General features: G+C 62.3%; 22 protein-coding genes and 1 tRNA gene. 8 read left to right on the top strand and 15 right to left on the bottom strand.

The window, feature by feature from the left end:
• Positions 1-566: 566 nt before the first annotated feature.
• The 8 genes from AC4FS3_RS17165 to AC4FS3_RS17200 form a co-directional block, all read right to left on the bottom strand.
• Positions 567-642, bottom strand: a tRNA-Phe gene (locus tag AC4FS3_RS17165).
• 755 nt (positions 643-1,397) lie between these two features.
• Positions 1,398-1,583 (bottom strand): DNA gyrase inhibitor YacG, encoded by a 186-nt coding sequence (locus tag AC4FS3_RS17170; protein WP_491021558.1) that lies wholly within the window; start codon positions 1,581-1,583, stop codon positions 1,398-1,400.
• Positions 1,580-2,620: a ribonuclease E/G gene (locus tag AC4FS3_RS17175; protein WP_491021559.1), complete on the bottom strand. Its 1,041-nt coding sequence runs from the start codon at positions 2,618-2,620 to the stop codon at positions 1,580-1,582. The genes AC4FS3_RS17170 and AC4FS3_RS17175 overlap by 4 nt, the downstream gene beginning before the upstream one ends.
• Positions 2,617-3,192: a Maf family protein gene (locus tag AC4FS3_RS17180; RefSeq protein ID WP_491021560.1), complete on the bottom strand. Its 576-nt coding sequence runs from the start codon at positions 3,190-3,192 to the stop codon at positions 2,617-2,619. Before AC4FS3_RS17180 ends, AC4FS3_RS17175 begins: the two co-directional genes overlap by 4 nt.
• Positions 3,193-3,201: 9 nt before the next feature.
• On the bottom strand, positions 3,202-3,420 hold the full coding sequence (infA, locus tag AC4FS3_RS17185; RefSeq protein WP_045389309.1) for a translation initiation factor IF-1: 219 nt from the start codon (positions 3,418-3,420) through the stop codon (positions 3,202-3,204).
• Between the two features lie 184 nt (positions 3,421-3,604).
• The gene (locus AC4FS3_RS17190; RefSeq protein WP_491021561.1) at positions 3,605-4,192 is read right to left on the bottom strand and encodes a GNAT family N-acetyltransferase; all 588 of its coding nucleotides are present in this window, start codon (positions 4,190-4,192) and stop codon (positions 3,605-3,607) included.
• Positions 4,189-4,599, bottom strand: a complete 411-nt coding sequence (locus AC4FS3_RS17195; RefSeq protein WP_491021562.1) for a ketosteroid isomerase-related protein — start codon at positions 4,597-4,599, stop codon at positions 4,189-4,191. Before AC4FS3_RS17195 ends, AC4FS3_RS17190 begins: the two co-directional genes overlap by 4 nt.
• 114 nt (positions 4,600-4,713) lie before the next feature.
• Positions 4,714-5,547: an SDR family oxidoreductase gene (locus AC4FS3_RS17200; protein ID WP_491021563.1), complete on the bottom strand. Its 834-nt coding sequence runs from the start codon at positions 5,545-5,547 to the stop codon at positions 4,714-4,716.
• A gap of 105 nt (positions 5,548-5,652) precedes the next feature.
• On the opposite strand from AC4FS3_RS17200, the gene AC4FS3_RS17205 reads away from it, so the two are divergent.
• Positions 5,653-6,075, top strand: coding sequence for a winged helix-turn-helix transcriptional regulator (locus AC4FS3_RS17205; RefSeq protein ID WP_491021564.1), 423 nt, complete (start codon positions 5,653-5,655; stop codon positions 6,073-6,075).
• A 48-nt stretch (positions 6,076-6,123) separates the two neighbouring features.
• Here the strand turns inward: AC4FS3_RS17205 and AC4FS3_RS17210 are convergent, their stop codons facing one another.
• From AC4FS3_RS17210 to AC4FS3_RS17235, 6 genes are all read right to left on the bottom strand, one after another.
• Positions 6,124-6,672 carry a hypothetical protein gene (locus AC4FS3_RS17210; protein ID WP_491021565.1) on the bottom strand — a complete coding sequence of 183 codons (549 nt, stop codon included), beginning with the start codon at positions 6,670-6,672 and terminating at the stop codon, positions 6,124-6,126.
• Positions 6,673-6,874: 202 nt separating this feature from the next.
• Positions 6,875-7,336, bottom strand: a complete 462-nt coding sequence (locus AC4FS3_RS17215) for an arsenate-mycothiol transferase ArsC (RefSeq protein WP_491021566.1) — start codon at positions 7,334-7,336, stop codon at positions 6,875-6,877.
• A 2-nt stretch (positions 7,337-7,338) separates the two neighbouring features.
• Positions 7,339-7,818, bottom strand: a complete 480-nt coding sequence (locus AC4FS3_RS17220; RefSeq protein ID WP_283177586.1) for a UPF0262 family protein — start codon at positions 7,816-7,818, stop codon at positions 7,339-7,341.
• Positions 7,819-7,976: 158 nt separating this feature from the next.
• A complete protein-coding gene (gene hisD, locus AC4FS3_RS17225) occupies positions 7,977-9,281 on the bottom strand; it encodes a histidinol dehydrogenase (protein WP_283177585.1) in 1,305 nt (434 codons plus the stop codon).
• A gap of 137 nt (positions 9,282-9,418) precedes the next feature.
• Positions 9,419-10,186, bottom strand: a complete 768-nt coding sequence (locus tag AC4FS3_RS17230; protein WP_491021567.1) for a peptidylprolyl isomerase — start codon at positions 10,184-10,186, stop codon at positions 9,419-9,421.
• On the bottom strand, positions 10,176-10,685 hold the full coding sequence (locus tag AC4FS3_RS17235) for a peptidylprolyl isomerase (protein ID WP_092896672.1): 510 nt from the start codon (positions 10,683-10,685) through the stop codon (positions 10,176-10,178). Before AC4FS3_RS17235 ends, AC4FS3_RS17230 begins: the two co-directional genes overlap by 11 nt.
• 185 nt (positions 10,686-10,870) lie before the next feature.
• Here AC4FS3_RS17235 and AC4FS3_RS17240 point away from each other — a divergent pair, with 185 nt between their 5' ends.
• The 7 genes from AC4FS3_RS17240 (at position 10,871) to AC4FS3_RS17270 (ending at position 17,774) form a co-directional block, all read left to right on the top strand.
• Positions 10,871-12,061 carry a phosphoglycerate kinase gene (locus AC4FS3_RS17240; RefSeq protein WP_491021568.1) on the top strand — a complete coding sequence of 397 codons (1,191 nt, stop codon included), beginning with the start codon at positions 10,871-10,873 and terminating at the stop codon, positions 12,059-12,061.
• A gap of 95 nt (positions 12,062-12,156) precedes the next feature.
• Positions 12,157-13,050: a fructose bisphosphate aldolase gene (locus tag AC4FS3_RS17245; protein ID WP_491021569.1), complete on the top strand. Its 894-nt coding sequence runs from the start codon at positions 12,157-12,159 to the stop codon at positions 13,048-13,050.
• A gap of 123 nt (positions 13,051-13,173) precedes the next feature.
• On the top strand, positions 13,174-13,476 hold the full coding sequence (locus tag AC4FS3_RS17250) for an FtsB family cell division protein (RefSeq protein ID WP_491021570.1): 303 nt from the start codon (positions 13,174-13,176) through the stop codon (positions 13,474-13,476).
• Positions 13,477-13,497: 21 nt separating this feature from the next.
• Positions 13,498-13,905, top strand: a complete 408-nt coding sequence (locus tag AC4FS3_RS17255; protein WP_491021571.1) for an NUDIX hydrolase — start codon at positions 13,498-13,500, stop codon at positions 13,903-13,905.
• Between the two features lie 131 nt (positions 13,906-14,036).
• The gene (gene pdhA, locus AC4FS3_RS17260) at positions 14,037-15,023 is read left to right on the top strand and encodes a pyruvate dehydrogenase (acetyl-transferring) E1 component subunit alpha (protein ID WP_198836512.1); all 987 of its coding nucleotides are present in this window, start codon (positions 14,037-14,039) and stop codon (positions 15,021-15,023) included.
• Positions 15,024-15,037: 14 nt separating this feature from the next.
• Positions 15,038-16,435 (top strand): pyruvate dehydrogenase complex E1 component subunit beta, encoded by a 1,398-nt coding sequence (locus tag AC4FS3_RS17265; RefSeq protein WP_491021572.1) that lies wholly within the window; start codon positions 15,038-15,040, stop codon positions 16,433-16,435.
• A gap of 13 nt (positions 16,436-16,448) precedes the next feature.
• Positions 16,449-17,774: a pyruvate dehydrogenase complex dihydrolipoamide acetyltransferase gene (locus AC4FS3_RS17270; RefSeq protein ID WP_491021573.1), complete on the top strand. Its 1,326-nt coding sequence runs from the start codon at positions 16,449-16,451 to the stop codon at positions 17,772-17,774.
• 101 nt (positions 17,775-17,875) lie between these two features.
• Here the strand turns inward: AC4FS3_RS17270 and AC4FS3_RS17275 are convergent, their stop codons facing one another.
• Positions 17,876-18,562 carry a CDP-alcohol phosphatidyltransferase family protein gene (locus AC4FS3_RS17275; RefSeq protein ID WP_491021574.1) on the bottom strand — a complete coding sequence of 229 codons (687 nt, stop codon included), beginning with the start codon at positions 18,560-18,562 and terminating at the stop codon, positions 17,876-17,878.
• Positions 18,563-18,578: the final 16 nt, after the last annotated feature.

Genomic DNA, 18,578 nt, shown 5'->3' on the forward strand with positions numbered 1-18,578 from the left:
CCAGCCATAATCTGGTCCTCCTGAAAACGGGATAAGCATATCCCTGTGGGTGGACCACTTCAGTGGGGGCATCCCAGGCCTGCGGCCTTTGTTTCATTGAGTTTTTCATCCTTCCGGGATGCCAGATCAGGAACTGGGAACGATCTTCCCACTTCGAAGTTTCAGCAGCCAATCGTCCCAAGGGCATTTCTGGCAGGTCGGCTTCGGTTTTGGTGTAGGAAGCCTTTTCGGTTCAGCATGTTAGCCGTTGAGCGGCAATGTCGACCGGATGCAGTGTAAATGTCGACCAGATGCGCGGTCATCAGCCCTATATCGCTCATTTTTGTTCAGCTAATTTCATGGTGCGACCACACCACGCCACATCGGGAATGCCTTTTCTTGGCTGTTTTTCAATGGCTTCCGATGTTCATCTGACTTCTGGGAATTCGTCCAGATGTTACTCCCCCCTACAGCAAAGGCTGCACAAATCAAGCGCGGAACGGAGCAAGAATGAAACACGAATGTTGCCACGCATGTTGCCAGATTTACATGGCGACAAAACAACATAGTCTAAGTCATTGAAAAGATGGTGCCCGGAGACGGATTTGAACCGCCGACACGCGGATTTTCAATCCGCTGCTCTACCAACTGAGCTATCCGGGCAACCTTGGTGGCGGGGTGATACCGAGTGTGTCAGGCGCTGTCCAGAGGGAAAACGAATAAGTTTCCAAGAAGGCGAAATCATTGTCCTGAAACAATGTTTTGACCGGCATATTTTGCCTCCAGCATTGAGACCCACCCTTGCCGTCGCAGCAGGCCAGCCGCAAAGCTCTCAGCGAGTCTGGTAATCTGACAGATATGGCAGCTGCGATCTGGCAAGGGCCGGTCTCCACAGACAGGCTGATCTGAATCGCGACTCCGGCAGGGTCGTGAAGCAGGCTTCAGATATCAGGCGCAACAAAGAACGGTCCGGGCACAGGTGGGACGGGCGTTCGCTCAGGAGACGCACCTGGTGCGGCAATATGGGTGTCCGACGCTGGCCTGGGGCGCGCCGGAGGGAGGGACCAGGCGCGCAGGAGGTGTGCCTCACAGCGCGGGCCGTTCCGGGGCGCCACAGAGCCAGCCACGTTTCACACCCGCGATTGGCAGCTGCGACATTTTCCGCCGGAAAGCAAAGCGCCCGGGACAGTCGCCTCTTTACCGGTAATCCGGCTTTCCTGAGCTGGTCCGCCCCATCCCGTTGCCTGGCCGAATATGAGGCTCATAAAGCCGGGCAGACATCAGATGAGGGGCGAAAAGTTTCAGCCTGGCGATGACGCCACCGCGAGGCCGTGACTGCGCCGGCGTAACGTACTGCGGGCCCTGCACCCTCGCCCGGACAGGCGGGGCCCGCACTAAAGAGCCGTCAGGCTCTGCGGTCAGTGAGCCCGATCCGGCGGTGTTGTCGGCTCTGTCTCTGACACGTCAGCTGCGGGATCATCCTCAGCACCGCCGATCCGGTAGCCATCGCCCAGCCAGCGCCCGAGATCGATATCGGCACAGCGCTTTGAACAGAAAGGACGCGAGGCGGCTTCGGTCTTTTTGCCGCAGATCGGACAGGTCATGGCCAGAGCGTACTCAGCGCGAGGCCTTCCCTGCGGCGGGTCAGCTCAAACAGGCCAAGCCCGCTCCAGCCGGCCAGGCTGGTCTCGCCGCCACCCTTGAAGGAAGCGCGGATCACCTGGTCGAGGATATTGCGGTCGCGTTTGGGCATCGGCGCGAAGTCGATCACCACCTGGCCGCCAAGGCCGCGCAGCCGCAGCTGACGCGGCAGCTCCCGCGCGGCGGCGATATTGATCTTCAGCGCGGCCGCGGGCGAGGTATCGGGGCCGGTATTCACATCAACGGCCACCAATGCACGGGTGGGCTCGATCCAGATGTGCCCACCGCCCGGCAAACCGACCCGAGCCCCGGTCAGCGCATCCAGCTGATCGGCCACACCAAAATCGGCAAAACTGCCCGGCTCTTCGATCACCTCGTCAGGTGCGGGATCGCCCCAGTCGCGCCAGGCAAGCTCATGTGCCCCGGGCGCATCGACCAAAAGTTCCGGAGCGCCATTGAGATCGGCCAGCACGGCCTCGGTCAACCCGCGCAGACTGGCAATATCTTCGGCGATCTCTTCGGGATCCGCCGCATCGCAGACCGAACGGAGGATCAGCCCAAGATCAGGCGCCGCCCCTGCCATCGCGCGGCCCGCAAGGGCGTCAAGCTCTGCACGCAGATCCTCGTCGCGGATCCGGCGCGAGACATTCAGCCCCGGCGCGCCTGGCGTCAGAATTGCATAACGGGATTTGAAGAGAACACGGATCGAGACCGGCAGCGCCTTGCCGGGCTCGGCCGGGCCGGACACCTGGACAATCAGCCGCTGGCCCGGCGCGATGCCCGAGACCTGGCGCAGAAACCCGCGCGCCCCATCCGGGAGTTTGACAAAAACGCCGCCCTGCCCCTTGACCGGCCGGTCGGCAATGGCACGGCAGATCGCGCCCGGTGCCAGATCGACGCTGACCGGATCGATCGCGATCTCTTCCAGGATCCCGTCAACCAGCAAAGCCGCCGCCTCGCGCCCGTCTATCTGATCGAGAAGAACAACCCGTCCCTTCATACCTGCCTCCAGACCGGATAGCCGGCCGCCGTCAAAAGCTGTGCGGTCTCGGCGACCGGAAGCCCCATGATTCCGCTGTAAGACCCCGAAATCCATGGAATGAACGCGCCGGCCTGGCCCTGTATGCCATAGCCGCCGGCCTTGCCCTGCCAGTCGCCGCTGGCGAGATAGGCATTCATTTCATCATCTGAGAGCCGCTTCATCCTGACCGCCGAGACGCTTTCCCGCGCCCAGATCCGCGCGCCTTTGCGCAAAGCGATGGCAGTGATCACCTCATGGCGGCGCCCGCCGAGCAGCGCCAGAAACGAGGCCGCTTCGACCGCGTCTGCGGGCTTGCCGAGAATGCGGCGCCCAAGTGCCACCGTCGTATCGGCACAAAGCACGATATCATCAGGCCCGGCCTCTACCGCCAGCGCCTTTTCCCGCGCGAGACGCGCCGCATAAGGGCGCGGCAGCTCGCCTTTGCGGGGATCCTCGTCGATATCGGGAGGCAGAATGAGATCGGGTGTGATCCCCATTTGCGCCAACAGCTCTTTGCGGCGCGGCGAGGCGGATCCGAGGATCAGTCGCAAGATAACAGCTTACTTGAAGCGGTAATTGATGCGGCCCTTCGAGAGGTCGTAGGGGGTCATTTCCACCTGGACCTTGTCGCCTGCCAGAACACGGATGCGGTTCTTGCGCATCTTGCCTGCCATCGTTGCGATCAGTTCATGGCCATTATCGAGTTCGACCTTGAATGTCGCATTGGGCAGGAGTTCCTTCACGACACCCGGGAATTCGAGAATGTCTTCCTTGGCCATGTTCACTCCGAATAGGAAAGGGCCCGCGGGAAACGCAGGCCTTCTGCCCCGGGCATATGCGCTTTGTGCCAGGGGTTTACAAGGGCTTTCTGGTTTGCGCGCCTGGCTGATCACGCGAAGGGCCGGGTTCTTCGGCCTGCCATTCGCGCGGAGAGCTCAGTGCTGGCGGCCCAGAACTCGCACCTCAGAGCTGGCGGATCCAGAACTGCAGTGGTTTTTCAGTATCGCTGTCCTCCCCAAGGTCGCGCCAGCTGAAATGCGCGATGGCGCCCGGCAGCGGTGCATAGCCGCGTTTCGTCCAGAAGGCGTCATTGCTGCGATATGCGTCAGGGCGCAGCGGGTGATCCCCGGGGCGCATCACCGAGCAGAATGCGACATGGCTGCGACCAAGGCTGCGGGCATGGTCTTCGCGCAGGTCAAAGAAACGATGCCCGACGCCCCTGCCCCGATATTCCGGCAAAAGGACCGATTCCGCGCCATAGAGGATCTTTTCCAGCGCAAGGCCGGTCTGGCGCATCGGTTCGGCGAATTCAGCCGCATGATCCTCCATCGGCGCTGAGGTCGAGGCGCCGACGATCCTGCCGTCATCAATTGCCGCCACCAGCAGCGCGCCTGGGCTGTCGCGATAGGCCTGAAGATAGGTGCGCTCGTAATCGAGCGTACCGTCATAGAGATAGGGCCAGGCGCGGAACACCGTGATGCGAAGCCGCGCCATATCGTCCAGCGCGGCCTCAAGCTCGGCCCCCTTCAGCGCGCGGACGGTCAGGCTCATTTCGAGACCTGTTCGATCCAGTCATTGAGGTTGTAGAAGGTGGTGATGCGGGTGATCCTGCCGCCCTTCACGTCAAAAAACGACCCCGCCGGCAGGATGTATTTCTGGCCCTTTGCCTCGGGCAGGCCCGGATCGGTCTTCAGATATTCGCCATGAACGACGAATTCAGCCGCCGCGCGGCTGCCGTCTTCGGTCACAAAGATCACGATATCCCGGAGCTCTTCACGGTAGGAGACCCCCATATGTGAGCCAAATTCCGCGAATTTTTCGCGCCCGCGGCGGATGCCGCCTTCATTGACGCGGTGCTCGATATCCTCGCTGACAAGCGCCGTCATCCCTTCGGGGTTCAGCGCGTTGAAGGCGGTGTAATAGGATTCGATCAGCTTACGGGTGGCGGACGCGGACATGGCTCTCCCTTTCATTTGGGCGCGAGGATAGCCGGTTGCCGCGCAGGGGAAAGCCTGAAAACGCCCTTTCAGGGTCTCCGGGCGGCTCCTGGGGACAGGCCGCCCGGAAAGCGATCAGGCCAGCGCGGCGGCCACGGTCGCAGTCAGCGGCGTGGTCGGATGGCCGATCAGGCGCGAGAGCGTTTTGCTGTCATCAAACAGCGCCCCCTTCGCGGTCTGGGCATCGCTGTCGGCGAGGATTGCGGCGAATTCCGCCGGCAGACCAAAACCCTCAAGGGCTTTGGCATAGTCAGCCTCGGGCAGGTTCACATAGGCAACCGCCTTCCCGGCCTGTCTGGCCACTTCGGCGGCCAGATCGGCACCGGTGAAGCCGGTATCGCCGGCAAGCTCATAGACCTTGTTCTCATGGCCCGCCTCAATCGCGGTGACCGCAATCGCCTCGGCATAATCCGCACGCGCGGCCGCCGAATAGCGCCCCTCCCCGGCCGAGCCGATAATCGCGCCATGTTCGATCGCGGGCGCCAGGGCGCCGGTCAGGTTCTCGGTATACCAGCCATTCCTGAGGATCGTGTAAGCGATCCCCGATTCCTTCAGCGCCGCTTCGGTTTCGACATGTTCAGCCGCAAGCTTCATCGGCGAGGCGTCGCCCTTCAGGAGCGAAGTATAGATGATCCGCTTCACGCCGGCGGCTTTGGCGGCATCGATCACCGCCTTATGCTGGGCAAAACGCCTGCCCACCTCATTGGCCGAGATCAGCACCAGCGTATCGACGCCGTTCAGCGCGGCGGGATCTGCCTTGTCATAGTCGAAAGCGCGGGTCCCGACGCCCAGATCAGCAGCCCTTTCCGGGCTGCGGGCAAGAGCGAGGGGGCTGGCGCCCCGGGCCCTCGTCGCGGCAATGGCGAGGCGGCCCAGCTGGCCGGTGGCTCCGGTGATGGCGATGGTCATTGGATTCTCCTGTTCCGGATTTGACAGGTAGACAATAACATAATACTTACGAAAAATAAGTACGCACCATTTTGTAAGTATAAAACAATGACGCACAGCCTCATCATGACAGATGCACAGCGCCTGATGCAGGGCTGGCGCGAGGGCAATGTCCTTGCCGCCGAATGCCCGTCACGGCGCATCCTGCAACATCTGACCAGCCGCTGGGGCGTTCTGGTGATGGTGGCGCTGGCCACCGGGCCACATCGTTTTGCCGCATTGCGGCGCAGGGTGGCGGGGGTCAGCGAAAGGATGCTGGCCCAGGTGCTCAAGGATCTTGAGGCGGATGGCTTCGTGTTGCGGACAGCGCATCCGGTGGTGCCGCCGCATGTCGAGTATGAGCTGACAGCCCTTGGTCAGGCGGCGGCGGCGCGGCTGATCGGTCTGGTCGGCTGGATCGAGGCAGAGCTGGAGACTATTCTCGCTGCACGTAAAACAGGCTTCGACAGCGACGCAGATCTGTCTGAAAGCGAAACTGCCCGGGGCTGAAAGCCCGGACCGTGCTGCCTTTCCGGCAAATCAGCGCAGCAGGCCGAATCAGGCGGCGACCCGCGCCCCGTCAGGGGAATCAGGGCCGTCTTTCTCCCCGGCGACCCTGAATTCGCTTTGCATTTCGCCCCATTTCGCCAGTTCCGCCGCAAGCCGGTTGCGCGCCATAGCACTATCACGATTGCGGTTTCCCCAGAAGCCGTGAACGGCAATCGCGCGGCCATAGGGCTGAAAGGCCGGCAAAAGCGCATGTCTGGTCATCGCCCAGCCAAAGGCGCTCAGCAGCACCGCCATGCCGAAGACCCGCACGAAATACTGGTGTTCCACCATGGTCAGCCCCCGCAGAGCCGGGCTGGAAAGCGAGGCGACATGGCTTGCCGCGACCAGCAGCGAGACGATGGCTGCCACGGCATAGAACCAGCTGATGAGCAGGCCCGCGTTTTTCAGATGGCGCAAATCGCTGCGGCGAATGGTCATCCACAGACCGGCAAGCAGCACCATCATCGGCGCGATCCCTCCGATCAGGAAACAGCTGGCAGCGGTCAGCAAAAGATAGAAGGCCAGAAGGGTATAAGATGATCCCGGAATACCAGACATAAGCTTCCCCGCGTCCTGAACGATGCGACCACTGGCGTCTGAATGGCAGGACAATGTGGCACGCCTTCGGCGCAAAGCTGATGTTTGCGGGGCAAAAAGACGCAATCCGCCTCACTCCCCCGGAAAGCACACCGGCGTTATGCGCAGCACCCCGCCCGGCGTCACTCCCTCCCCGGTCCTCTGGCGCGTGGGATCCGGGCGCTCAGCCCCCGACCGGCACCGGCGGGCCAAATCTCTGGATCATGCGGTCACGGATCTGATCGCGCGCCTGGCGATAGGCGGAAAGTTTGGCCTCGCGGCTTTCGCCAAGGCCGGTTGGATCGAGTATCGGCCAGTATTCAACCTCAAGATGATGCCAGCGCGTCAGCTCCAGCGCCTGGCGTTGGCTTGCCGGCGACAGCGCCACGATCAGATCGAACTGCCCCAGATCATCGCCCCATTCCTGCATCTCCTCGAAGGACCTGGCGCGGTGGCGCGACAGTTCCACCCCGATCTCCTGGCAGACCGCGACCGAAAAGCCATCCACCTCCATGTCATTCTTCACGCCCGCCGATTGCACATAGGCGCGCTGGCCGTAAAATTTCTTCGCCATCCCCTCGGCCATGGGGGAGCGCACCGCATTATGGTCGCAGCAGAACAGGATGGACTGCGGGAAATCGACCAAGCTTACCCCCAGTGCAGCACGCAGATGAGGGTAAAGAGGCGCCGGGCGGTATCACGGTCGACCTCGGCCTTACCCTCGAGCCGTTCCTGCAAGATCGCGGCCCCCTCGTTATGGATCCCGCGCCGCGCCATGTCGATCGCCTCGATCTGGCTGGGCGGCAGGCGCTTCACCGCCTCGAAATAGCTCTCGCAGATCTGGAAATAATCCTTCACCACCTGGCGGAACGGACCGAGGCTCAGATGGAACTCACCGACCTGGGCCTCATCTTCGCGGGCAATCCCAAAGACCAGCCGCCCCTCCCGGATTGCCAGCGCCAGGCGATAGGGGCCGGGCGGCACCTCGCGGCCCTCACGGGCGGGAAGACCGAAGCTGTTTTCTTCCAGCAGATCGAAAATCGCGACTTTGCGCTCCTGTTCGATCTCCGGCGTCGGGCGCACAAGACCTTTCTCATCAATCTCGATATGGCAGATGCGGTTGGTCATGCGGGCGTTCCGGAAAATGCGTCGCCCCTTGATGCCCGAGCGCGCGTCCACAAGCAAGCACAGCACCCACCCATCCGACGGAAGTCAGCGGGCGCTTTTCATCTGTCTCTAAATATCCTCCGGGGGTCTGGGGGTGGAAAACCCCCAGCTGCGCCGCCTCACCCCGCGTTCAGCCGGTCGAGCCGCGCCCGCACACTCAGCCCATGCGCCTCCAGGCTTTCCGACTTCGCCAGGCGCTCTGCCGCGGGCCCGATGGCCGCCAGCGCAGCCGGCGTCATTTTCGCAATCGTGGTGCGCTTGAGGAATTCAAGGACGGACAGCCCCGAGGAGAACCGCGCCGAACGCGCCGTTGGCAGCACATGGTTCGGGCCGCCGATATAGTCACCGATAGCCTCGGGGGTCCATTGGCCGAGGAAAATCGCCCCGGCATGGGTGATCAGCGCCGAGACCGCCTCCGGGTCTTCGGTGCAGATCTCCAGATGCTCGGGTGCGACACGGTTCGAAAGCTCTGCGGCCTCGGCGAGGTCGCGCACCAGGATCACCGCGCCATTGTCGCGCCAGCTCGCCTGCGCGATCTCGCGCCGCTCCAGCGTCTCAAGACGCTTCTCCAGCGCCGCCACACAGGCACGGGCAAAAGCCTCATCCGCCGTGACCAGAATCGCCTGGGCCGAGGCGTCATGCTCGGCCTGGCTCAGCATATCCAGCGCCACGAAATCCGGGTCTGCCGTGCCATCGGCGATCACGAGGATCTCGGAAGGGCCTGCGATCATGTCGATCCCCACCTTGCCGAACACCCGCCGCTTCGCGGCCGCGACAAAGGCATTCCCCGGCCCGGTAATCTTATCGACCGCGCGGATCGTCGCGGTGCCATAGGCCAAAGCCGCCACCGCCTGCGCGCCACCGATGCGGTAGATCGTATCGACCCCGGCGAGCCGGGCCGCAAAGATCACCAGCGGATTGACCTCGCCGCCCGGGGTCGGGCAGGTGATCACCAGACGCTCCACCCCGGCCACCCGGGCCGGGATCGCATTCATCAGAACTGAAGACGGGTATGAGGCGAGCCCCCCCGGCACATAAAGCCCTGCCGCCGAGACCGGCGTCCAGCGCCAGCCAAGCGTTGCGCCTTCCGGGTCGGTCCACATCTGGTCCTGGGGCATCTGGCGGACATGATAGGCGCGGATCCGTTCCGCCGCGAGCGTCAGCGCTGCCGCATCCTCGGGCGAGACTTTCGCGCATTCCGCCTCAATCTCTTCAGGCGTGAAGGCCAGCTGGCCCGGTGTCAGCGAGAGCCGGTCAAAGCGTGCGGTCAGTTCGGTCACCGCCAGATCGCCCCGCGCCCGCACATCCGCGATGATCGCAGCGACGACATCATCCACTTCGGGACTGTCCTCGCGCTTCATGCCAAGGAAAGCGGTAAAATCCGCCTCGAAGCCCGGATCCCGGGTGGAAAGGAAATGCGCCATTGCGGGCCTCCGCGCGTGATTGCCGCCAGTCTTGGCTCGCGCATATCCCGCGCTGTGGCCGAGGTAAACAGCGCCATATGGAAAAGGGCGGCGCGCATGGTCCATGCGCGCCGCCCTTTCTGATTGTCAGCCCTGACTTATTGCGCCGGAGCGTCCACAGGGGCCGCTGCGGGTGCTTCAGCCGGAGCTTCTGCGGGCGCTTCAACCGGAGCGGCTTCTGCCGGCTCGGTGCCGGTTGCCGGAACTGCTGCCGCGGCCTCGATGCTCGCCTTGACGATCACATCGGGGTTCTCGGCAACCGCGCCATTTTGCTCGGCCGGGCCGCGCCTGATCTTATCGACCACATCCATGCCCGAAATCACCCGACCGACAACGGTATAATTGCCGTCAAGGAAATCGCCCGGCGCAAACATGATGAAGAACTGGCTGTTGGCCGAATTCGGATCCTGGCTGCGCGCCATGCCGACGATGCCGCGCTGGAACGAGACATCCGAAAACTCTGCCGGAATATCAGGCAGATGCGAGCCACCCATGCCGGCGCTGACGAATTCCGCCGGGATCTCCATACCATGGAGCTTATAGGTGCCTTCAGCCGCACCTTTCGGCAATTTGGCAAGCTCTTCGGCCAGCGTAGCCGGTTTGCCGAACTGCACGTCGCCGGTCTGGGCCATGAAACCGTCGATCACGCGGTGAAAGACCACACCATCATAGGCGCCCTCTGTCGCGAGCTGGACGATCTGCGCCACATGCTTCGGCGCCTTATCGTCAAGCAGGTCAATGACCACGCGGCCATTGGCCTCGCCCTGGATGTCGAGCACCAGATTCGGGCCCGGCAGATCGGGAACATCCTGCGCGAAAGCAGGCGCGCCCAGCAAAAGCGTGGCAACGAGAACCTTACGCAACATCGGCGGCAACCCTTACAGTGATCATGCGATCGGGGGTGACCGGCGGCTCGCCCCGGGTGATCTTGTCCACAAATTCCATCCCGGAAATCACCCGACCGTAAACGGTATACTGGCCGTTCAGGAAGGAGTTATCCTTGAAATTGATGAAGAACTGGCTGTTTGCCGAATTCGGGTTCTGCGAGCGCGCGGCGCCGATCGTGCCGCGATCATGCGGCAGTTTCGAAAATTCTGCCGGCAGATCATCATATTGCGACCCACCCGTGCCCGAACGGCGCGGATTGTAGTCTTTTTCCATATTGGCGTGCTCTACATCACCGGTCTGGGCCATGAAGCCCTCGATCACGCGGTGGAAAGCCACATTGTCATAGGCTTTGTCGCGGGCGAGCTGTTTCATACGCTCGACATGCTTTGGTGCGACATCCGGGAGAAGCTCGATCACCACTTCGCCGTCTTTCAGCGTCAGGATGATGGTGTTCTCGGGGTCCTTGATCTCGGCCATTGTGCTTCCCTTGCAGGCTTCTGGTCGGGCGGGAAATTAACCGCAAGCGCCTCAGGGGGGAAGGGCAAATGGGCGTGATCGGTTGACGGGACGGCAAAATGCGCGGAAAGAATTGCGCGAAACGCAGGATGCACCCCGTGTGTTAGCGCTAAACCACCCCGAATGATGCATATTGGGAGAGACCGATGAGCTGGAAAACGCTGGATGATATCGCACTGGCCGGCAAAACCGTGCTGACGCGGGTCGATATCAATGTGCCGATGGAAGGGGACCGGGTCTCTGATACCACCCGCATCGACAAGATCCGCCCGACGGTCGAGGATATCATCGCGCGTGGCGGAAAAGTGGTGTTGCTGGCGCATTTCGACCGCCCCAAAGGCAAGGTCGTCCCGGAGATGAGCCTTGGCCGCATCGCCCCGGCCCTTGAGGCAAGCCTGGGCCGCAAAGTGATTTTCGCGGCGGAAAGCACGGGCGCTGTGGCAAAGGCCGCGATTTCTTCGGCGTCGCAAAGCGATGTCGTGCTGCTGGAAAACACCCGGTTTCATGCGGGCGAAGAAAAGAACGATCCCGCGCTTGCGGCGGAATTTGCGGCGCTTGGTGATGTCTATGTGAATGATGCGTTTTCGGCCGCGCATCGGGCACATGCCTCGACCGAAGCCCTTGCGCGCGCGCTCCCTCATGCGGCAGGCCGGCTGATGGAGGCCGAGCTGAAAGCGCTGGACGCAGCGCTTGGCACCCCTGTCCGCCCGGTGATCGCCGTTGTTGGCGGCGCAAAAGTGTCGACCAAGCTTGATCTGCTGGGGAACCTTGTTAGCAAGGTTGATCACCTGGCGATCGGCGGCGGCATGGCGAATACCTTCCTTGTGGCGCAAGGCATCGAGGTCGGCAAATCACTCGCGGAACGCGATATGGCCGACACCGCCCGCGCGATTTTGAAAAAGGCCGAAGAGACCGGCTGCCAGATCCATCTGCCGGTCGATGTGGTGGTGGCGCGCGAGTTCAAAGCGGGCGCGGCCAGCCAGATCACCAATGCCTCAGGCTGCCCTGCCGATGCGATGATCCTTGATGCCGGCCCGGAAACGGTGGCGCGGCTGAAAGCGGTCATGGGCCAGTCTGCGACACTGATCTGGAACGGCCCGCTCGGCGCCTTCGAGATCCCGCCTTTTGACGCGGCCACAGTGGCGGCGGCGAAAGAGGCCGCAAGGCTGACCGAGGCCGGCAGGCTGATCTCGGTTGCAGGCGGTGGCGATACCGTTGCCGCGCTGAACCAGGCCGGGGCTGCGGGGGCGTTCACCTTCATCTCGACCGCAGGCGGCGCCTTCCTCGAATGGATGGAAGGCAAGGAATTGCCGGGCGTGGCGGCACTGCTCGCCTGAGGGCGGCTGCTCGCGCTAACAGCATTGCACGCAGCCCGGCGGAAAGGCTATGGCGCGTGCAAAACCTAATCTGGCTCCGGCAAAGGAAGACGACGATGACCACGGAAAAGATGACGGCGCAGATCGGCAAAGGCCAGGGCTTCATCGCAGCTCTCGACCAGTCCGGCGGCTCGACCCCCAAGGCGCTGAAACTTTACGGCGTTGAGGCCGATGCCTGGTCCGACGAGGCCGGCATGTTCGACCTGGTCCATGCCATGCGCGCCCGCATCATCAAATCGCCCGCCTTTACCGGCGAGAAGGTCATCGGTGCCATCCTGTTCGAGCAGACCATGGACCGCGCTATCGACGGCATCCCGACCGCCACCTATCTGTGGGAAAAGCGCGGCGTGGTGCCGTTTCTGAAGATCGACAAAGGGCTCGAGACCGAGGTCAATGGCTGCCAGGTGATGAAGGCGATGCCCGATCTCGATGCGCTGCTGGAAAAGGCCGTGCGCGCCGGGATCTATGGCACCAAGGAACGTTCGGTGATTTCCGCCGCCAATGAAGATGGCATCAAGGCGGTGGTCGATCAGCAATTCGCCATCGCAAAACAGGTGATCAGCCACGGGCTTATGCCGATCGTCGAGCCGGAAGTGACGATCTCGATCACCGATAAAGCCGCCGCCGAAGCGATCCTGCGCCGCGAGATCCTTACGCATCTGGACGCGCTGCCCAAGGGCACGCAGGTCATGCTGAAACTGACCATCCCGTCGGAGGCGAATTTCTACGCAGCCTTGGTCGATCACCCGGCTGTTCTGAAGCTGGTGGCGCTTTCGGGCGGCTATTCGCGTGACGAGGCCAATGCGGCTCTGGCAAAGAACCGCGGCATGATCGCGTCCTTCTCGCGCGCGCTCTCGGAAGGCCTGAATGCCGGGCAATCCGAAACCGAATTCGACGCCACGCTGAAAGCGGCGGTCGATTCGATCCATGCAGCCTCAATCGCGGGCTGAACAGCTTTTGCGTAAAACTGAAGGGAATCCCGCCACATGGGGGATTCCCTTCTGATTCGTTTCATGGCATGATTTTTCGCAAGGCCCCCCGATAAGAGGGGTGACAGATGAGACGGACAGGACATGACCAGGCAACAACGGCGCCATAATATGGGCGGGCTCATCTACTTCGCCCTGATGTTCACTCTGGGTGCCTATTTCACCTTTGCCGCTGTTCAGGGCGACTATGGTGTATTCCGCCGGGTCGAAATCCGCGCCGAGGCCGCCGGGCTGGCGGTGGAGCGTGACAAACTGGCGGTGCAACTTGCCGAAATGCGGAATCTGACGCATCGGCTGTCGGATGACTATCTCGATATGGATCTGCTTGATGAGCGTGCCCGCGATGTGCTGGGCTACATGCGCGCCGATGAGATCGTGATCCGCTGAACGCCCCCCCCCCCCCCGTACATGACAGCCATCATCCGCATCGCCGCCGCTGTGATCCTGCGCAACGATGGCAGGATGCTGCTTGTCCGCAAGCGCGGCACGGACGCCTTCATGCAGCCCGGCGGCAAATACGAGCCGGGCGAAGATGCGCTTACCGCCCTGCGCCGCGAACTTGAGGAAGAGCTGGGCCCGGGGATCGCCGCCGATTTCGATGCCGAAAAGCCGCATTCGCTTGGCCGTTTTTCCGCCTCTGCCGCCAATGAACCAGGCCATATCGTCGAAGCCGATCTCTACCTCATGGCCGCTGCGGCAGAAGTGAGCATTGCCGCAGAGATCGCCGAAGCCCGATGGGTCTCGCAGGATGAGGCCCTTGCTTTGCCCCTTGCGCCGCTGACGCGCGAGCGGATTTTGCCGCTGATCTGGCACTGATCTTCTCTCTTTCAGCAACATTTCACCGCACTGCAGGCCGCGCTATTTCGCGTTTGACCCAATAATCTCCGATGCTGTATAGATGGTTTAACGCTAAACCATTTGCTGAACCTACTCCGGGGAGGAGCCCAATGGCACGCAAGCCCGATGCGAGACCCAATGTCTCGAAAGAAGAGCTGCTGAAATATTACCGCGAGATGCTGCTGATCCGCCGCTTTGAGGAAAAGGCGGGCCAGCTTTACGGCATGGGGCTGATCGGGGGGTTCTGTCACCTCTATATCGGTCAGGAAGCCGTGGTTGTGGGGCTGGAAGCTGCGGCCAAGCAGGGTGACAAGCGCCTGACCTCTTACCGCGATCACGGCCATATGCTGGCCTGCGACATGGACCCCAAAGGCGTCATGGCAGAGCTGACCGGCCGTATCGGGGGCTACTCGAAGGGCAAGGGCGGCTCGATGCATATGTTCTCGAAAGAGAAGCATTTCTACGGCGGCCATGGCATTGTGGGCGCGCAGGTGCCGCTGGGCGCGGGGCTGGCTTTCGCCGATAAATATCTTGGCAATGACAATGTGACCTTCACCTATTTCGGCGATGGCGCGGCCAATCAGGGTCAGGTCTATGAGACCTATAACATGGCGGAACTCTGGGATCTGCCGGTGATTTTCGTCATTGAAAACAACCAGTATGCCATGGGGACGAGCGTGAAACGTTCGACCAAATCGACCACGCTTTTTGAGCGCGGCGTGGCTTACGGCATCCCCGGGGAACAGGTTGACGGCATGGATGTGCTCGCGGTCAGGGCGGCAGGCGAGAAGGCCGTGGCCCACTGCCGTGCCGGCAAGGGCCCCTATATTCTCGAAATGATGACCTATCGCTATCGCGGCCACTCGATGTCGGATCCGGCGAAATACCGGACGCGTGAAGAGGTCGAGAAGATCAAGACCGAGAAGGATTGCATCGAGCATGTCCGCGATCTGCTGCTGCAGGGCGGTCTCGCCTCAGAAGACGATCTGAAGAACATCGACAAAGAGATCAAGGCGCTGGTGAATGAGGCGGCTGAGTTCTCGAAAGAAAGCCCGGAGCCGCCGCTGAGCGATCTCTGGACCGATATTACCGTCTGAGGGGGAGAGAGATCATGGCAGTTGAAGTTCTGATGCCGGCTTTGTCTCCGACGATGGAGGAAGGCACGCTGGCGAAATGGCTGGTGAAAGAGGGTGACGTGGTCAAATCGGGCCAGGTCATTGCCGAGATCGAGACCGATAAGGCGACGATGGAATTCGAAGCGGTGGATGAGGGGATCATCGGCCGGTTGCTGGTGACCGAGGGCACCGCAGGCGTGAAAGTGAACACGCCGATTGCGGTTCTGGTGGAAGAGGGCGAAAGCGCGGATGCCGTGGCTGCCGCCCCTGCCCCGGTCGCGGTTCCAACTGCGTCTCCGGGGGCCGCCGCCGCGCCGGCCATCGAGGCCGTCCCGGCGGCAGCTGCCGCGCGCCCGGCGGTGGTGGAAGCCGCCAAAGGCTGGCCGCACAGCGACCTGCCCGAAGGTGTGGCGACGAAGACCATGACCGTGCGGGAAGCGCTGCGCGAGGCCATGGCGGAGGAGATGCGCGGGGACGGCAATGTCTTCCTTTTGGGGGAAGAGGTCGGTGAGTACCAGGGCGCCTATAAGATCAGTCAGGGTCTGCTGGACGAGTTCGGCCCGAAGCGCGTGGTCGACACCCCGATCACCGAGCATGGGTTTGCCGGAATCGCGGTCGGCGCCTCCTGGGGGGGGCTCCGACCGATCGTCGAGTTCATGACGTTCAACTTCGCCATGCAGGCGATTGACCATATCATCAACTCGGCCGCGAAGACGCTTTATATGTCGGGCGGTCAGATGGGATCTCCCATCGTGTTCCGTGGCCCGAACGGGGCGGCAGCACGGGTTGGCGCCCAGCACAGCCAGGACTATGCGGCATGGTATGCGGCGATCCCGGGGCTGAAAGTCGCCATGCCCTATTCGGCGGCGGATGCGAAGGGCCTGCTGAAGACGGCGATCCGCGACAACAACCCGGTAATCTTCCTCGAAAACGAGATCATGTATGGCCGGAGTTTCGAGGTGCCTGTGGGTGATGATTTCGCCATCCCCTTTGGCAAGGCTTCGGTGATGCGGGCGGGGTCAGACATAACGCTGGTTTCGTTCGGAATCGGGGTTGCCCATTCGCTGGCCGCAGCGGAGCTGTTGTCCAAAGAGGGGATCGAAGCTGAGGTGATCAACCTGCGCACCCTGCGACCGATTGACTATGACACGGTGCTGGCCTCGGTGCAGAAGACCAATCGTTGCGTGACGGTCGAGGAGGGCTTCCCGGTGGGCTCCATCGGCGATCACCTCGCCTCGACGATCATGCAGCGCGCGTTTGACTATCTGGACGCGCCGGTCGTGACCTGCACCGGCAAGGATGTGCCGATGCCCTATGCGGCCAACCTGGAGAAGCTGGCGCTGATCACGCCTGCTGAAATCGTCACCGCCGTGAAATCGGTCTGCTACCGCTGAGGGAGGAAAAAAGATGGCAATCCAGATCCTGATGCCCGCGCTTTCCCCGACCATGGAGGAAGGCACGCTGGCGAAATGGCTGGTGAAAGAGGGCGATCTGGTCAAGTCGGGCCAGGTCATCGCCGAAATCGAGACCGATAAAGCGACGATGGAGTTCGAAGCGGTCGATGAGGGTGTGATCGGCAAGATCCTGATCGCGGAAGGCAGTGCCGGTGTGAAGGTCAATGACCCGATTGCTGTTCTGCTGGAAGAGGGTGAGGATGCTTCGGCAGCCTCTGCCCCCGTTGCATCCCCGCAAGCCGCGGCAGCGGCGGTGGCAAGCCCGGCCGAAACGGCTCCGACCGCAGCACCGGCGCCAGCAGCGGCACCGGTGGCCAGCGGCGCGCGCGTCTTTGCCTCGCCGCTCGCGCGGCGGATTGCCAAAGACAAAGGCGTCGATCTGACTGCGGTGAAGGGCACCGGCCCGCATGGCCGCATCGTCAAAGCCGATGTGGAACAGGCGAAATCGGGGACTGCGCCGGCCACAGCGTCTGCGGCAGCGGCCGTCAATGCGGGCTCGATGCCCGCAGCGACGGCGACCCCGGCCCCGACAAAGGCGGTATCGGCCGGGCTCTCACCCGAAACGGTTCTGAAAATGTATCAGGACCGCGCTTTCGAAGAGATCGCGCTTGACGGTATGCGCCGCACGATCGCCGCCCGCCTGACCGAAGCCAAACAGACGATCCCGCATTTCTATCTGCGGCGCGACGTGAATCTCGACGCACTGATGGCCTTCCGCGCTGAGCTGAACCATGCCCTCACCGGGCGCGGCGTAAAGCTTTCGGTCAATGACTTCATCATCAAGGCCTGTGCCATCGCATTGCAGGCAGTGCCCGATGCCAATGCGGTCTGGGCCGGCGACCGGATCCTCAGGCTGAAGCCGTCAGATGTTGCGGTTGCCGTGGCGATTGAAGGCGGGCTCTTCACGCCAGTGCTGCGCGATGCGGATAAGAAATCGCTCTCGACCCTTTCCGCCGAGATGAAAGATCTCGCGCATCGGGCAAAGTCGAAAAAGCTCGCGCCGCATGAATATCAGGGCGGAAGCTTTGCGATCTCCAATCTCGGCATGTTCGGGGTTGAGAATTTCGACGCCGTGATCAACCCGCCGCATGGCGCGATCCTTGCGGTCGGGGCCGGGCTGAAAAAGCCGGTTGTGGCTGAGGATGGCTCGATTGGCGTGGCCACGATGATGTCGATGACGCTTTCCGTCGATCACCGCGTCATTGACGGCGCATTGGGGGCTCAGTTCCTCAAGGCGGTGGTCGAGGCGCTTGAGAACCCGGTCACCATGCTGGCTTGAACCAGCAGAATATCTGGAAAACCGCACAAGGCGGGGGCTCTGCCCCCGCCTTCGCATTTTCAATGCGAAGGCTCCCCCGGGATATTTACGGACAGATGAACTCAGCCACGTGCTTCGAGGCGATGCAACAAAGTGATGCTGCGGCGCGCGACAGTTGCAATGACGCCCGCCCCGATCAGCCAGAGCGCCCAGGTCATCAGGGTCGCACCATCTGTGCTGACCGGCAAAAACGCGGCAAGCAAAGCGGCAAAGGTCAGCGCAGCCATCCGGTGCGGCTTCGCCATCGGGCCACGGAAATCGGGCGCAAAGCCTTCGGCGCGGCCAAGCTCCCTCAGCCAGGCAGTGATCAGCGCGAGCGCTCCAACCCCAAGACCGAGTGCCGGCACCGCAGCAAACAGCCCTGCGCCCCAGAAGAGCAACAGATCAGCGGCGCGGTCCGGGGCTTCGTTCCAGAAGGCGCCAGAGGGGGTCGCCGTGCCCCCCTCAACCGCAACCATGCCATCGAGCAGATTGCACAAAAGCCGCAGCTGGATCGTCAGGGCGGCAAGCACCAGCAAGAGGCTCTGCCCGATCGGCCCCGAAGCCGAGGCGGCCCAGAAAAAGAGCAGCCCAAGTGCAGCAAAGACCACCGAAGCCTGGGAAATCTGGTTCGGGGTAATCTGGCGCTGCACCAGGGATTGCGCGAGGCGGACCATCAGCCGGTTGCGGCGGGCCCGGATTGGGCGACGATTCGTGCCCTCTGCTTCCGCCTGGGGTTCGGCCTGAAAGATGGCACGAGGATCTTGCATGTCGTCATCTGTCATG

The sequence above is a fragment of the Pseudogemmobacter sp. TB195 genome (assembly GCF_058313095.1).